Origin of the sequence: Aeromonas sp. CD (genome assembly GCF_033349375.1) — a bacterium.
In the GTDB taxonomy this organism is placed as follows: Bacteria; Pseudomonadota; Gammaproteobacteria; order Enterobacterales; family Aeromonadaceae; genus Aeromonas; species Aeromonas hydrophila.
Window position 1 is genome coordinate 3460990 of record NZ_CP137631.1, and the last position, 13507, is coordinate 3474496.

Below are 13507 nucleotides of genomic sequence, written 5' to 3' on the forward strand. Positions count from 1 at the left end.
TAACTGATAAGAATCTGGGAATACTCATGCAAACACCACACATTCTGATCGTCGAAGACGAACTGGTCACTCGCAATACCCTGAAAAGCATCTTCGAGGCAGAGGGCTATATCGTGCTCGAAGCCAACAATGGCGACGAGATGCATCAGGCTCTGACTTCCCACACCATCAATCTGGTGATCATGGACATCAACCTGCCGGGCAAGAATGGCCTGCTGCTGGCACGCGAGCTGCGTGAGGACGACAACATCGCCCTGATGTTCCTGACCGGTCGTGACAACGAAGTGGACAAGATCCTGGGTCTGGAGATCGGTGCCGACGATTACATCACCAAGCCGTTCAACCCCCGTGAGCTGACCATCCGTGCCCGCAACCTGCTGAGCCGCACCATGAACGTGGCCGCCGGTGGCGAAGAGAAGAAGCTGGTGGAGCGTTACCTGTTCAACGGCTGGGCACTGGACATCAACAGCCGCGCCCTGGTCAGCCCGGCTGGCGACATGTTCAAGCTGCCGCGCTCCGAGTTCCGCGCCATGCTGCACTTCTGCGAAAACCCGGGCCAGATCCAGACCCGTGCCGAGCTGCTCAAGAAGATGACCGGCCGTGAGCTCAAGCCCCACGACCGCACCGTGGATGTCACCATCCGCCGTATCCGCAAGCACTTCGAGAGCGTCAACGACACCCCCGAGATCATCGCCACCATCCATGGCGAAGGCTATCGCTTCTGCGGTGAGCTGGAGCAGGAGTAATCCTCCCTCCTCCCGAGTTGAAAAGGCGCCGATGGCGCCTTTTCCATTTCTGCGCCATTCAGCTTGGCCGATCTGGCACTATCGCCGGCATCAAAAAACAGACAACAAAAGGCTCTGTCCCAGTTATGTGTTGAAAGGCTAACCTTGAAGTAGGTCATCACCTTGAGGGCCTCCATCATGGATACCCAAGCCTTTCAACAGCTACTGTCCCTCTTCCCATCGCTCACTTCGCGTCAGCGTCGTCTCGCGCAACATGAACTCACCACCCCTCACCCCATCACCTCGCTGGCAACTCAACTCCCCGCATGCCAATGCTGCCCTCACTGTCAGGCCGAGACCACACAGCTGGCTCCCTGGGGCTGGTCTCGAGGGCTGCGCCGTTATCGCTGCAAGCAGTGTCTGCGCACCAGTTCCGTTCTCACCAACACGCCTCTCGCTCGACTTCGCAAGCCACAATGCTGGGAAGACTATGCACAGGCCCTCATCGACGGTCTGACCGTCCGGCAGGCGGCGCTCCGCTGTGGGGTCGGTAAAAACACCGCCTTTTTATGGCGCCACCGCTTCCTGAAAGCCATGGCAACCCATCAGGCGGTACGGGAAGACGGTATCGTCGAGGTCGATGAGACCTTCTTCCTGGAGTCATTCAAAGGACAGCGCGGATTGCCCCGGCCGGCCCGCCATCGTGGCGGCAAAGGCCGTACCCGAGGCACAGGACCGGATTACATCCCGGTGATGGTGGTGCAAGACCGAGCAGGCCACCTGGCCGATTTCCAGTTGGAACAGTTGAATGCCAGGGCGGTGAAGGCGGTGCTTGAGCCGCTTATCGCCCCGGATGCCGCCCTGTGCAGCGATGGTGCCGGGGTGTATGCGAGTTTCAGCGAGGGACTGGGGATAACACACCAAGTGGTGCGCAATCGAGCGGGAGAGCGGGTGGTGGGTGCATATCACATCCAACATGTGAACGGGTACCACAGGCGATTGAAGGAGTGGATGGAGCGGTTCCATGGGGTAGCGACCCACTATCTGAAGAATTATCTGGGTTGGCGCAGGATGTTGGAGCGCTATGGGCGGGAAGTGAATATCTCACGTTGCTTGCATGAGGCGCTGGGGCGCCCCATGCAACACGTAATTGGGACATAGCCCAACAAAAAGCCCACTCGCAGGAGTGGGCTTTTTGCATGAAGGCTGGAGCGGGCAGCGGGAATCGAACCCGCATCATCAGCTTGGAAGGCTGAGGTAATAGCCATTATACGATGCCCGCCTGGCATCAAAACTTGCTTGGTGTGATGGGGAAGCCCCACGACAGACAGCCGTTTCGGCTGAGGTGACAACGGCCTTGACCATTATCTGGAATTTGGAGCGGGTGATGGGAATCGAACCCACGTATGCAGCTTGGGAAGCTACCGTTCTACCATTGAACTACACCCGCGTCAGGGCCTCTACTATATGCATTTTGCCGCCGAGCGCAATCACCTCGATACGGTTTTTTACCGTAAATCAATCTGTTCGACCAACTAATGAGCAGCAAGCCGCTTTTTCAATCAACCGTTTTCACAAGCCGGAATTTACAAGGTTGCCAAGCCTGGGGGGCGAGGATAGTCTTGCGCCACTCGACGCGAGGATGGTGGTAATGGATAAAAAAACGCAAAAACGACTCTATGGCTGGTTGCGCAATCAATCGAGCCACGGCCGGCGCTGGATCGGCCTCTCCATCGGCTTTGGCCTGGGTCAGGGCATCCTGATGGTGGCGCAGGCCTGGCTGCTGGCCACCCTGCTGCACGGTTTCATCATCGAAGGCACCACGCCGGCGCAATCCATTCCCCTCTTCATCGCCCTGCTGCTGGCCACCCTCGGCAAGGCGGTGCTGGCCTATGGCCGTGAAGTGGCCAGCTTCAAGGCCGGCAGTGCGGTGCGCCAGGCCATCCGCGAGCTGGTGCTCACCCGCCTCGGTCGCTTGGGGCCGGCCTACATCCAGCGTCGACCGGCCGGCAGCTGGGCCAGCCTGCTGCTGGAGCAGATTGAAAACATGCAGGATTTCTTCTCCCGCTACCTGCCGCAGATGGCGATTGCCGTGTTCATTCCGGTGGTGATCCTGGTGGCCGTGTTCCCGGTCAACTGGGCCGCTGGCCTGATCCTGCTGGGCACGGCGCCCCTTATTCCCCTCTTCATGATCCTGGTGGGGGTCGGCGCTGCCGATGCCAACCGCCGCAACTTCCAGGCGCTGGCCCGTCTCTCCGGCCACTTCCTCGATCGCTTGAAGGGACTGCGCACTTTGCAGCTGTTCATGCGCACCCAGGCGGAAGGGGATGCCATTCGCGATGCGTCGGAAGATTTTCGCGAACGCACCATGGAGGTGCTGCGCCTTGCCTTCCTCAGCACCGCCGTGCTGGAGTTCTTCGCCGCCCTCTCGGTGGCGCTGGTGGCCGTCTACTTCGGTTTCTCCTATATCGATCACCTGAACTTCGGCCACTATGGCACCAAAGTTACCCTCTTTACCGGCCTGTTCGTGCTGTTTCTGGCACCCGAGTTCTATGCCCCGCTGCGCGAACTCGGCGCCCACTACCACGCCAAGGCGCAGGCCATCGGCGCCGCCGAACAGCTGCTGGAGTTCCTCGAAGCCGAGGTGACGGAACCCGCCTCAGGCAATGCGCCCTTCCATGCCGACGCCCCCGTCAAGGTAGAAGCCAAAGGCCTTGAAGTGCTGAGCGCCGAGGGCAAGGTGCTGGTCGGTCCCATCGACTTCACCCTGGCGTCCGGCTCGCGCACCGCCCTCATCGGCATCAGCGGCGCCGGCAAGAGCTCGCTGGTCAATGCCCTGCTCGGCTTTGCCCCCTATCGCGGCGAGCTCAAGGTCAACGGCCAGGAGCTGGCCAGCCTCGACATGAGCCAGTGGCGCCGCCAGCTGGGCTGGCTCTCCCAGAACCCGCAGCTGTTCCATGCCTCGCTGCGCGACAATTTGTTGCTGGCCAACCCCTCCGCCAGTGACAGCGAACTGGAGGAGGCCCTGAAACGGGCTCAGGCCTGGGAGTTTGCCATGGAGAAGGGGCTCGACTATGCGGTGGGGGATCAGGCCGGCGGCCTCTCGGTCGGCCAGGCCCAGCGCCTCGCCCTGGCTCGAACCCTGCTCAAGTCCACCCAGCTGATGGTGCTGGACGAGCCGACCGCCAGCCTGGATCGCCACTCCGAGCGGGCCATCATGACCACGCTCGAACAAGCCGCCGCAGGCCAGACCCTGCTGATGGTCACCCACCGCATCGACCAGCTCACCAAGATGGACCAGATCCTGGTGCTAGAGCGCGGCAAGCTGGTGGAGCAGGGCAGCTTCCAGCAACTGAGTACCGCGCAGGGGCCGTTCGCCCGCCTGCTCTCCCAACGTAACGAGGGTTCTCTCGATGACTGATCTCTTGCCGTTTCTGCGCCTCTATCGCCAGCACTGGCTGAGCCTCTCCCTCGGCCTGCTGCTGGCCCTGGTGACCCTGGTGGCCGGGATGGGACTGCTGTCGCTCTCCGGCTGGTTCCTCTCCGCCGCCGCCGTGGCGGGGATGGCGGTCGCCAGTCGCGACACCTTCAACTACATGACGCCGGCTGGCGGGGTACGCTTCTTCTCCATCATCCGCACCGCCGGCCGCTGGGGTGAGCGGGTGGTGAGCCACGACGCCACCTTCCGGGTGCTGACCCGGCTGCGGGTCTGGTTCTGGCAAAAGCTCTCGCCGCTCTCCACCGGTGCCCTGGCGGGCTTTCGCCAGGCGGACCTGCTCAACCGGCTGGTGGCCGACATCGACGCCATGGACCACGTCTACCTGCGGCTGGTCACTCCCATAGGTGCGGCCCTGCTCAGCACCGCCGGTCTGGTGTTCTTCCTCTCGCTGTTCGATGCCGACCTGGCCCTGATACTGGGCGCCATCCTGCTGTTCGGCATGCTGGCCCTGCCGCTGGTGTTCTACTTCCTCGGCCGCCAGCCTGGTCGCCAGCTGATCGCCGAGAAGTCCAGCCTGCGTACCCGTCTGGTGGACTATCTGGACGGTCAGGCCGAGCTACAGATGTTTGCCGCCGCCCCCCGGGCGCGCGACGAGCTGCAGCAGGCCGAACAGGCGCTGATCCAGGCCCAGGCCCGCATGGCCCGGGTGAGCGGGCTGGCCAACGGCTCGGTGCAACTGCTGAGCGGCTGGACCCTCACTCTGATGCTGTGGCTGGCCGGTCACGGGGTAGCAGGCGCCGCGCCGGATCCCATCACGGCGCTGATGGTGTTCGCCACCCTGGCCAGCTTCGAGGCGCTGATGCCGCTGGCCGGTGCCTTCCAGCACCTCTCCACCAGCCTCACCTCGGCCCGCCGCCTCAACGAGATCCTGCAGGAGGCCAAGGCCCCCGAGTGGGGCCACGAACAGCGCCACGCGCCGCAGGGGGCGCTGCAGATAAGCGACCTCTATTTCAGCTACCCAGGCAACCCGCAGCCGGTGCTGCGCGGCTGCACCCTGCAGTTGCAGGCCGGCGAAAAACTGGCGCTGCTGGGCCAGACCGGCTGCGGCAAGTCCACCCTGATGGGGCTGCTGACCCGCGAATGGAACCCGCAGGCCGGCAAGATCCTGCTCGATGGCAAGCCGCTCACCGACTACAGCGAAGGGGCGCTGCGCGCCTCCCTCTCGGTGGTGAGCCAGCGGGTGCACCTGTTTGCCGATACCCTGCGCGGCAACCTCAAGCTGGCCACCCCCCATGCCAGTGACGAGCAGCTGGTGCAGGTGCTGACCCAGGTCGGCCTCGCCAATCTGCTGGAAGATGACAACGGCCACAGCGACAGCGGGCTCGATGCCTGGCTGGGGGATGGCGGCCGGCCGCTCTCCGGTGGCGAGCGCCGCCGCATCGGCATCGCCCGCGCCTTGCTGCACGACGCCCCGCTCTGGCTGCTGGATGAGCCGACCGAGGGGCTCGACAGCCAGACCGAGCGGGAGATCATGGATCTGTTGTTCAAGCTGGGATCGGATCGCACCCTGCTGCTCATCTCTCACCGTTTGCTGGGGCTGGAGCAGATGGACCGGATCGCCCTGATGGAAGAGGGGCAGATCCGCCTCTGCGCCCCCCATCAGACGCTGCTGGCGGACGACTACTATCGCAGCCTGCATCAGCGGCTGGCGCCGGCCTGATGAGCAACGAGAGAGGGGCGCCCGGTGCGCCTCTCTCTCATGACACCGGGCCAGTCATCTTTGCCGGCAGCGTGCAGCTGCACGGGCAACACACCGCCGGATCCTGATCACACCCCGCCCATACGGCTAAAAATGGGGCTGGTCGACACCGTCGACTGGCCCCTATAATGGCCCCTTCGCTATTCCACAAGATGCCGACATGGAGCGCCTGCGCCTTGCTACTGTCCTCATCACCGACACAAGATACGAGACGATGAAACGCCTGATCCTGATGATGCCCCTGATTGCCTCCGGCTGCGCCGACTTTGCCTTCAACAGCAATCTGGACAAAGAGAACTTCGACGAGTACTTCAAGCCGGGCAGCGTTCAGATCTATGAACAGGGCCAGCTGGCCGATCTCAACTACCTCTACCTCGGCACCGTCGAAGGGGAGTCCTGCCAGAGCGATGCCAAGCAGCCGATCCCCAACGCCGGCGAGGCCCGTACCCTGGCCCGCCGCCGCGTGGCCGACATGGGCGGCAACGGCGTCACCTTCGACAAGTGCGCCGAATTCAGCGATACCCCGGGCTGCCTGAAGCAGGTGATCTGCTACGGTCAGGCACTGAAGGTCGCCACCGAGAAATAAGCGTCAACTGCAAGGAGCCTGCATGGCACTGGCCATCGTTCGCCTCGGCACGCCCCGTCTGACCGACGAGGGGCTGCGGATCGGCACCGTGCGCCGCCCGCCCCGCGGCGTGCCCAAAACCGAGTTTGCCAGCCAGGATTGGTACGACGTCTGGTTCCCCAATCTCGCCCCCAGCAACGACACCATGAAGCTGGGCCAGGCTGCCGAGACGCCCGCCCAGTGGAACGCCTTCTGCAAACAGTACAAGGCCGAGCTGGCCACTCCGGCCGCCAGGCACGATCTGGCGCTGCTGGCCGCCCTCTCCCACACCACCAACCTGTCGGTGGGCTGCTACTGCGAGCAGGAGTCCCGCTGTCATCGCGCCATCCTGCGCGAGCAACTGACCGCTGCCGGCGCCGCCATGCGCACCGAGTAGCGGCGCTCACACCAGACAGAAAAGGGCATCTCTCGATGCCCTTTTGCTTTGCTGCCGCATTTGCCGGCCTCTATCGGACAAGCTGACGCAGCCGCGTCTCCTGCTCGGCGGTGATGCCGGCGGCCACCGCGGCGTCCGGCGCGCCGGCCAGCCACTCGGCCACATCCGCCACCGTCTCCTCCAGCGGCCGAAAGTTGAGACCCTGCACGATGGCCGCCTCGGCGCTGATGCGACCATAACCGGCATACTCGGGCTGCTCATTGGGCAACAGGGTCGGATAGCTCTGCCAGGGCTCCACCCCGGCAGCCAGCAGCGCGGGCCATGGCGCCCACTCCGGCACGAGCGGGGTCGCAGGAGCCAGCCTGGCAGCCAGACGATCCACCCAGTCGTTCAGTGCGATACCGGGCTTGACCAGATTGAAAGTACCGCTCAATTGCTGCTCGGCGGCCCGCAGCACGAACTCGGCGCAGTCGCGCACGTCCAGATATTGCAGCCGGTCTTCCCCCTGCCCCGGCAGCAGCCAGGGACCGCCCTGCTGCACCCGCTTCACCCACCAGGCCAGCCGGCCGGTGGGATCATGGGGGCCGCACAAGACACCTGGGCGCAAAACACAGAGCCGCTCGCCCCAACGGGCCCGATACGTGGCCTCGCACAGCACCTTGAGGGGGCCGTAATCTTCCGGCATCTTCCCCTCGGCAATCGCGTGCAGCGGCGCCGACTCGTCCTGCCCGGGCTGGGCGAAGTCGCGATAGACGCTGATGGTGGAGATGAAGATCAACCGCTCGCAGCGCCCGAGCAGGGCGGCCGAGAGGCTCGTCGCCTGTTCGGGACGATAGCAGCAGGTGTCGATGGCCAGATCCCAGCTTCCCTGATAGCGATGCAGCGGGGTCAGGTCCTGATCCCGGTCCCCCTGCAGCTGGGTGAGTTCGCGCCAGTCCGGGTGCTGGCGTCGGCCGCGATTGAACAAGGTCACCTCGTGGCCCCAGTCCAGCGCCAGCGCAGTGAGATGGCGCCCCAGAAATCCGGTGCCGCCGATGATCAGCAGTTTCATCCCTGTCTCTCCTGTGCGGCGCGGCCCCTCTCCTGCGGTCACGCCGGTTGTAGCAAGCCGCCCTGCTGGCGGACGCGCCTTTCACTCATCCTGCGCCCACCCTACGCAACTTGGCGGCGCGATACAGCCCCGAAGCGGCCGGGATGGGAGCGGGATCACGGCAAGCAGGCAGCCACCGGCCGGCGGGCAAGCCTGCGTTTTGAGGGCCGCTGTGCTACATTGCCGGGGTTTTCAGTCAGGATCCGCCATGAAGTTCGAAATCGACACCCTGGGTATCATCCGCTCTCCCTACAAGGAGAAGTTCGCCATCCCGCGCCAGCCCGGTCTGGTCAAATCGGCCCGCGCCCGCCTCGAGTTGCTGCCCCCCTACGATCAGCCGGACGTGCTGCGCGGCATCGAGCAGTTCTCCCACCTCTGGCTCAGCTTCGTGTTTCACCAGACCATGGCGCAGGGCTGGCACCCGACGGTGCGCCCGCCGCGTCTGGGCGGCAACGAGCGGGTCGGAGTATTTGCCACCCGCTCCACCTTTCGTCCCAACCCGCTCGGCCTCTCGGTGGTCGAGCTGCACGGGGTCGGTCGTGAGCGCGGCAAACTCTGGCTCGAGCTGGGGGCGGTGGACCTGCTCGATGGCACTCCCATCGTCGACATCAAGCCCTATATCCCCTATGCCGACAGCCTGCCGGATGCCCGCGGCGGTTTCGCCCCCGATGCGCCCACCCCGCCGCTGGCGGTGAGTTTCAGCCCCGAGGCGGAGCAGCAGCTGCAACCCTGGCTCAAGGCCCACCCCGAGCTGCGCCTGCTGGTGAGCGAAGTGCTGGCCCAGGATCCGCGCCCCGCCTACAAGAAGGGCAAGCCGGATGACAAGGAGTACGGCGTCAGGCTCTTTGACTGCAACGTACGCTTTCGCATCAGTGAGCCCAGTTGCCAGGTGCTCGCCATCGAGCCGGCCCAGTGAGCCAGCCATAAAAAAACCACCCGCCCGGGTGGTTTTTTGTTGCTTGCCGCTGCTCGGCCCCCTTACAAACGGGTGAGCAGCAGGCTGCCGATGGAGTAACCGGCGCCGAACGAGCAGAGCACGCCGCGCGCCCCGGCGGGAAGGTCGCCGTTGTGGAGGTGGAACGCAATGATGGAACCGGCCGAGCTGGTGTTGCCGTAACTGTCGAGAATGACCGGCGCCTCCTGCTGGCTGGCGTCGTGACCGAGCAATTTGCGGGCGATGAACTGGTTCATGGTGAGGTTGGCCTGATGGAGCCAGAGCCGGCTCAGGGAATCGGCTGCCCAGCCCTGCTCGTCGAGCTGGCCGGCAATCTGGTCACACACCAGCGGCAGCACCTCCTTGAACACCTTGCGCCCCTGTTGGCGGAACAGCTTGTCATCGCCGTAGCGGGTGCGCGGGCTGAGCCGGTTCAGGAAGCCGAAGTTGTTGCGGATGTTGTTGGAGTACTGGGTCACCAGCTTGCTGGCCACCAATTGCCAGGGGTTGGCCACCTTGCAATCGGCCTCCCGCTCCAGCAGCACGGCGGTACAGGCGTCGCCGAAGATGAAGTGACTGTCCCGATCGCGAAAGTTGAGGTGCCCCGAGCAGATCTCCGGATTGACCACCAGCGCCAGTTTGGCACTGCCGGCCGCCAGCATGTCTGCCGCCGTCTTGATGCCGAAGGTGGCGGAGGAGCAGGCCACGTTCATGTCAAACGCCATGCCGCCCGCCCCCAGATAGTGCTGTAGCTCGATGGAGAGGGCCGGATAGGGGCGCGGCATGTTGGAGGCGGCGACGATGACCAGATCGATCTCGCCGGGCTCGCGACCGGCGGCGATCAGCGCCTGCTCGGCGGCGGCCACCGCCATCTCCACCATGATGGAGGGCTTGTCATCGGGCCGCTCCGCCAGCAATGGCTGCATGATGTCGGGATCCAGCACCCCCTCCTTGCTTACCAGATAACGGCTCTTGATGCCGGAGGCCTTCTCGATGAACTCGCTGCTCGAGTGCTGCTTGGCGGGCAGCTGGCCGGCGTCGATGGCGGAGGCGTTCTCCTCGTTGTAGAGATCCACATACTGGTTGAAGGCGGCCACCAGCGCTTCGTTGCTGACGGCAAAGGGAGGGGTATAGAGGCCTGAGCCACTGATCACGATAGAGGTCATCTTTGCTCCTCGCCGGGTTCACTCCCGGCTTGTTGGTCTGTTCGGGTAGAGAGGGTCACAGCTGGTCGATGGCCGCAGCCAGACCCGCCAGGGTCAGCGGGTGCATGCGCCCGCCGATCAATTCGTTCATCAGCTTGATGGAGGGATGCCAGAGCCACTCCCGCCGCGGGGTGGGGTTGATCCACACCAGCTTGGGAAAGTGCTGCTGCAGGCGGGCCAGCCACACCTGACCGGCCTCCTCGTTCCAATACTCGACGCTGCCGCCCGGCCAGGTGATCTCGTAGGGGCCCATGGTGGCATCCCCCACCAGGATCACCTTGTAGTCGCTGCCGTAGGTGCGCAGCAGGCGCAGGGTATCGAAGCGCGCCTCCTGCCGGCGGGCGTTGTCCTGCCAGACGAAGTCGTAGAGACAGTTGTGAAAATAGAAGTACTCCAGATGCTTGAACTCGTGGCGCAGGGCCGAGAAGAGCCGCTGCACCTCGGCCACGTGGGCATCCATGGAGCCTCCCACATCGAAGAAGACCAGCAACTTGACCCCGTTGTGGCGCTCGGGTCTGAGCTTCACATCGAGCCAGCCCTGTCTGGCCGTGCTCTGGATGGTGTCGTCGAGATCCAGCTCGTCGGGGTTGCCCTTGCGCACCCAGCGCCTGAGCTTGCGCAGCGCCAGCTGGATGGCCCGTTGCCCCAGCGGCGAATCGTCGCTGAAGTTGCGATAGTGGCGCGCCTCCCACACCTTGACCGCCTTGCCATGCTGGCCCTCTCCCCCCATGCGCACTCCTTCCGGGTGAAAACCGCCGTGACCGAACGGGCTGCTGCCGCCGGTACCGACCCACTTGTTGCCGCCGGCGTGACGCTCCTTCTGCTCGCTTAACCGCTGGTTGAGGGTCGCCAGCAGCTGGTCGAGCCCGCCGAGGGATGTGAGCAACGCCTTCTCCTCGGCGCTCAATAGCCGCTCGAACTCCTTGCGCAGCCACTCCTCGGGCAGGCTTTCCGGCAACAGGGGGATGGCGGCCAGCCCCTCGTAATACTCGGCGAAGGCGCGATCGAAGCGATCGTAGTGGGCCTCGTCTTTCACCAGCAGGCAGCGGGAGAGCTGGTAGAACTCGTCCATGTCGAGGCTGGCCAGCCGGGCTGCCAGCGCCGCGTGCAAGTCCAGCAGTTCACGCAGACTGCAAGGGAGCTTGTGGCGGCGCAGGTGGGTAAAAAAGTCGATGAGCATCAGTCAGCTGCCGCGCCGGGCCAGAAAGGCGAGCTTCTCAAACAGATGCAGGTCCTGCTCGGTCTTGAGCAGGGCGCCGTAGAGGGCAGGCACCAGCTTGCCCGGCTCGCGGGCACGCATCGCCTCGGGAGCGATATCGTCGGCCAGTAGCAGGCGGATCCAGTCCAGCAGCTCCGAGGTGGAGGGCTTCTTGCGCAGCCCTTCTACTTCGCGCAGCTCGAAGAAGAGATCCATCGCCTCACCGAGCAGGCTCTCCTTGAGGTCGGGGTAGTGGAGTTTGACGATGGCCTGCATCTCGGCCTTGTCGGGGAAGCGGATGTAGTGGAAGAAGCAGCGGCGCAGGAAGGCGTCCGGCAGCTCCTTCTCGTTGTTGGAGGTGATGATGACCACCGGCCGCTGCTGGGCCTTGACTCGCTCGCCGGTCTCGTAGACATCGAACTCCATCCGATCGAGCTCCTGCAGCAGATCGTTGGGGAACTCGATGTCCGCCTTGTCGATTTCATCGATGAGCAGCACCGGGCGCTGGTCGGCGGTGAAAGCCTGCCACAGCTTGCCCCGGCGTATGTAGTGGCTGATCTCCCCTACCCTGGGGTCGCCGAGCTGGGAGTCCCGCAGCCTGGCCACCGCATCGTACTCATAGAGCCCTTGCTGGGCCTTGGTAGTGGATTTGATGTGCCAGGCAATCAGCTCGGTGCCCAGATGGCGGGCCACCGCTTCGGCCAGCTCGGTCTTGCCCGTACCGGGCTCCCCTTTGATAAGCAAGGGTTTTTCCAGCACGATAGCGGCATTGACCGCCATCTTGAGCGATTCAGAGGCGAGATAGCGATCGCTTCCTGCAAATCCCATAACGTCCATTCCTTTGACGATGAGAGACCTTTTTGAGATCGAGGCCTCAATAAGAAAGAATAAGCTCTATATCTTGTAATAACATATTGTTATAACAAATCGTCACTTCTCATTCAGAAACCACAGGGTAATCTTGTTTCATCGCCGTAACAAACAGGGATAGCACCATGAGCAAAATTTTTGAGGACAACAGCCAGACCATAGGTCACACCCCGCTGGTTCGTCTCAACCGTGTTACCAAGGGCCGCGTGCTGGCCAAGATTGAGAGCCGTAACCCGAGCTTCAGCGTCAAGTGCCGTATCGGCGCCAACCTGATCTGGGATGCCGAGAAACGCGGCGTCCTGACCAAGGGCAAGGAGATCATCGAACCCACCAGCGGCAACACGGGTATTGCTCTGGCCTTCGTGGCCGCCGCCCGTGGCTATCCCATCACATTGACCATGCCGGCCACCATGAGTCTGGAGCGCCGCAAGCTGCTCAAGGCACTCGGCGCCAATCTGGTGCTGACCGAAGGGCCGCTCGGCATGAAGGGCGCCATTGCCAAGGCCAACGAGATCCTCGAATCCGAGCCGGGCAAATACGTGCTGCTGCAACAGTTTGAAAACCCCGCCAACCCGGAGATCCACGAGAAGACCACGGGCCCCGAGATCTGGGATGCCACCGATGGTCAGGTGGATGTATTTGTGGCCGGCGTCGGTACCGGCGGCACCATCACGGGTGTCTCTCGCTACCTGAAACAGACCAAGGGCAAGGCGGTGGTCTCCGTCGCCGTCGAGCCGAGCGAATCGCCGGTGATCAGCCAGCGTCTGGCCGGTCTTGAAATAAAACCGGGTCCCCACAAGATCCAGGGCATCGGTGCCGGTTTCATCCCGGGTAACCTGGACCTCACCCTGCTGGATCGCGTCGAGCAGGTGAACAGCGATGACGCCATCGAGATGGCTCGCCGCCTGATGGAAGAGGAAGGGATCCTGGCCGGGATCAGCTCAGGCGCCGCCGTGGTGGCCGCTGCCCGCCTTGCCGAGCTGCCGGAGTTTGCCGACAAGACCATCGTCGTCATTCTGCCGAGCGCCGCCGAGCGTTACCTCTCCAGCGCCCTGTTTGCCGGGGTGTTCAGCGAGCAGGAACTGCAACAATAAGTGATCGGATTATTTCAAAACAACGGCGCTCCCAGGAGCGCCGTTTCTTTATGAGCTAGACTGAGCACTTGGCAGCGCCAGTCGACCCCTTATTTTTCGGGGTAAAATAACAAGCAACCCAGCGACAAAAAAAGCAGACATTCTGTGATAAATCTCATATCCTGTGCCGCGTCACGAGGTGTTTGCCGACTA

General features: G+C 63.4%; 12 protein-coding genes and 2 tRNA genes. 8 read left to right on the forward strand and 6 right to left on the reverse strand.

Annotated elements, in window-relative coordinates; genetic code table 11:
• Positions 1-26: 26 nt before the first annotated feature.
• Both arcA and R2E40_RS15985 read left to right on the forward strand, forming a co-directional pair.
• Positions 27-746, forward strand: coding sequence for a two-component system response regulator ArcA (gene arcA / locus R2E40_RS15980; RefSeq protein ID WP_011706824.1), 720 nt, complete (start codon positions 27-29; stop codon positions 744-746).
• Positions 747-923: 177 nt separating this feature from the next.
• Positions 924-1886 carry an IS1595 family transposase gene (locus R2E40_RS15985; RefSeq protein WP_318163877.1) on the forward strand — a complete coding sequence of 321 codons (963 nt, stop codon included), beginning with the start codon at positions 924-926 and terminating at the stop codon, positions 1884-1886.
• A 46-nt stretch (positions 1887-1932) separates the two neighbouring features.
• Here R2E40_RS15985 and R2E40_RS15990 read toward each other — a convergent pair.
• Both R2E40_RS15990 and R2E40_RS15995 read right to left on the reverse strand, forming a co-directional pair.
• A tRNA-Gly gene (locus tag R2E40_RS15990) sits at positions 1933-2007 on the reverse strand.
• 94 nt (positions 2008-2101) lie between these two features.
• Positions 2102-2175: transfer RNA gene (locus tag R2E40_RS15995), tRNA-Gly, on the reverse strand.
• 201 nt (positions 2176-2376) lie between these two features.
• On the opposite strand from R2E40_RS15995, the gene cydD reads away from it, so the two are divergent.
• The 4 genes from cydD (at position 2377) to R2E40_RS16015 (ending at position 6924) form a co-directional block, all read left to right on the forward strand.
• Positions 2377-4146, forward strand: a complete 1770-nt coding sequence (gene cydD, locus R2E40_RS16000) for a heme ABC transporter permease/ATP-binding protein CydD (RefSeq protein WP_318163878.1) — start codon at positions 2377-2379, stop codon at positions 4144-4146.
• Complete coding sequence (gene cydC, locus R2E40_RS16005; RefSeq protein ID WP_318163879.1) at positions 4139-5884, forward strand: heme ABC transporter ATP-binding protein/permease CydC; 1746 nt, start codon at positions 4139-4141, stop codon at positions 5882-5884. The genes cydD and cydC overlap by 8 nt, the downstream gene beginning before the upstream one ends.
• Before the next feature lie 253 nt (positions 5885-6137).
• Positions 6138-6509, forward strand: a complete 372-nt coding sequence (gene rcsF / locus R2E40_RS16010) for an Rcs stress response system protein RcsF (RefSeq protein WP_010633326.1) — start codon at positions 6138-6140, stop codon at positions 6507-6509.
• Between the two features lie 22 nt (positions 6510-6531).
• Entirely contained in the window at positions 6532-6924 is a 393-nt protein-coding gene (locus tag R2E40_RS16015; protein ID WP_043166616.1) for a DUF488 domain-containing protein, read from the forward strand.
• Between the two features lie 70 nt (positions 6925-6994).
• On the opposite strand, the gene R2E40_RS16020 is transcribed toward R2E40_RS16015, so the two are convergent.
• Complete coding sequence (locus R2E40_RS16020; protein WP_318163880.1) at positions 6995-7975, reverse strand: NAD-dependent epimerase/dehydratase family protein; 981 nt, start codon at positions 7973-7975, stop codon at positions 6995-6997.
• Between the two features lie 247 nt (positions 7976-8222).
• On the opposite strand from R2E40_RS16020, the gene tsaA reads away from it, so the two are divergent.
• On the forward strand, positions 8223-8930 hold the full coding sequence (gene tsaA / locus R2E40_RS16025; protein ID WP_318163881.1) for a tRNA (N6-threonylcarbamoyladenosine(37)-N6)-methyltransferase TrmO: 708 nt from the start codon (positions 8223-8225) through the stop codon (positions 8928-8930).
• Between the two features lie 62 nt (positions 8931-8992).
• Here the strand turns inward: tsaA and R2E40_RS16030 are convergent, their stop codons facing one another.
• The 3 genes from R2E40_RS16030 to R2E40_RS16040 are packed head-to-tail and all read right to left on the reverse strand — an operon-like array spanning position 8993 to position 12179.
• Complete coding sequence (locus R2E40_RS16030; protein ID WP_318163882.1) at positions 8993-10114, reverse strand: beta-ketoacyl-ACP synthase III; 1122 nt, start codon at positions 10112-10114, stop codon at positions 8993-8995.
• Positions 10115-10169: 55 nt separating this feature from the next.
• A complete protein-coding gene (locus R2E40_RS16035) occupies positions 10170-11333 on the reverse strand; it encodes a vWA domain-containing protein (RefSeq protein WP_318163883.1) in 1164 nt (387 codons plus the stop codon).
• Positions 11334-11336: 3 nt separating this feature from the next.
• Positions 11337-12179 (reverse strand): AAA family ATPase, encoded by an 843-nt coding sequence (locus R2E40_RS16040; RefSeq protein ID WP_011706832.1) that lies wholly within the window; start codon positions 12177-12179, stop codon positions 11337-11339.
• 167 nt (positions 12180-12346) lie between these two features.
• Here R2E40_RS16040 and cysK point away from each other — a divergent pair, with 167 nt between their 5' ends.
• Complete coding sequence (cysK, locus tag R2E40_RS16045) at positions 12347-13315, forward strand: cysteine synthase A (RefSeq protein ID WP_011706833.1); 969 nt, start codon at positions 12347-12349, stop codon at positions 13313-13315.
• The last annotated feature ends 192 nt before the right edge of the window (positions 13316-13507 follow it).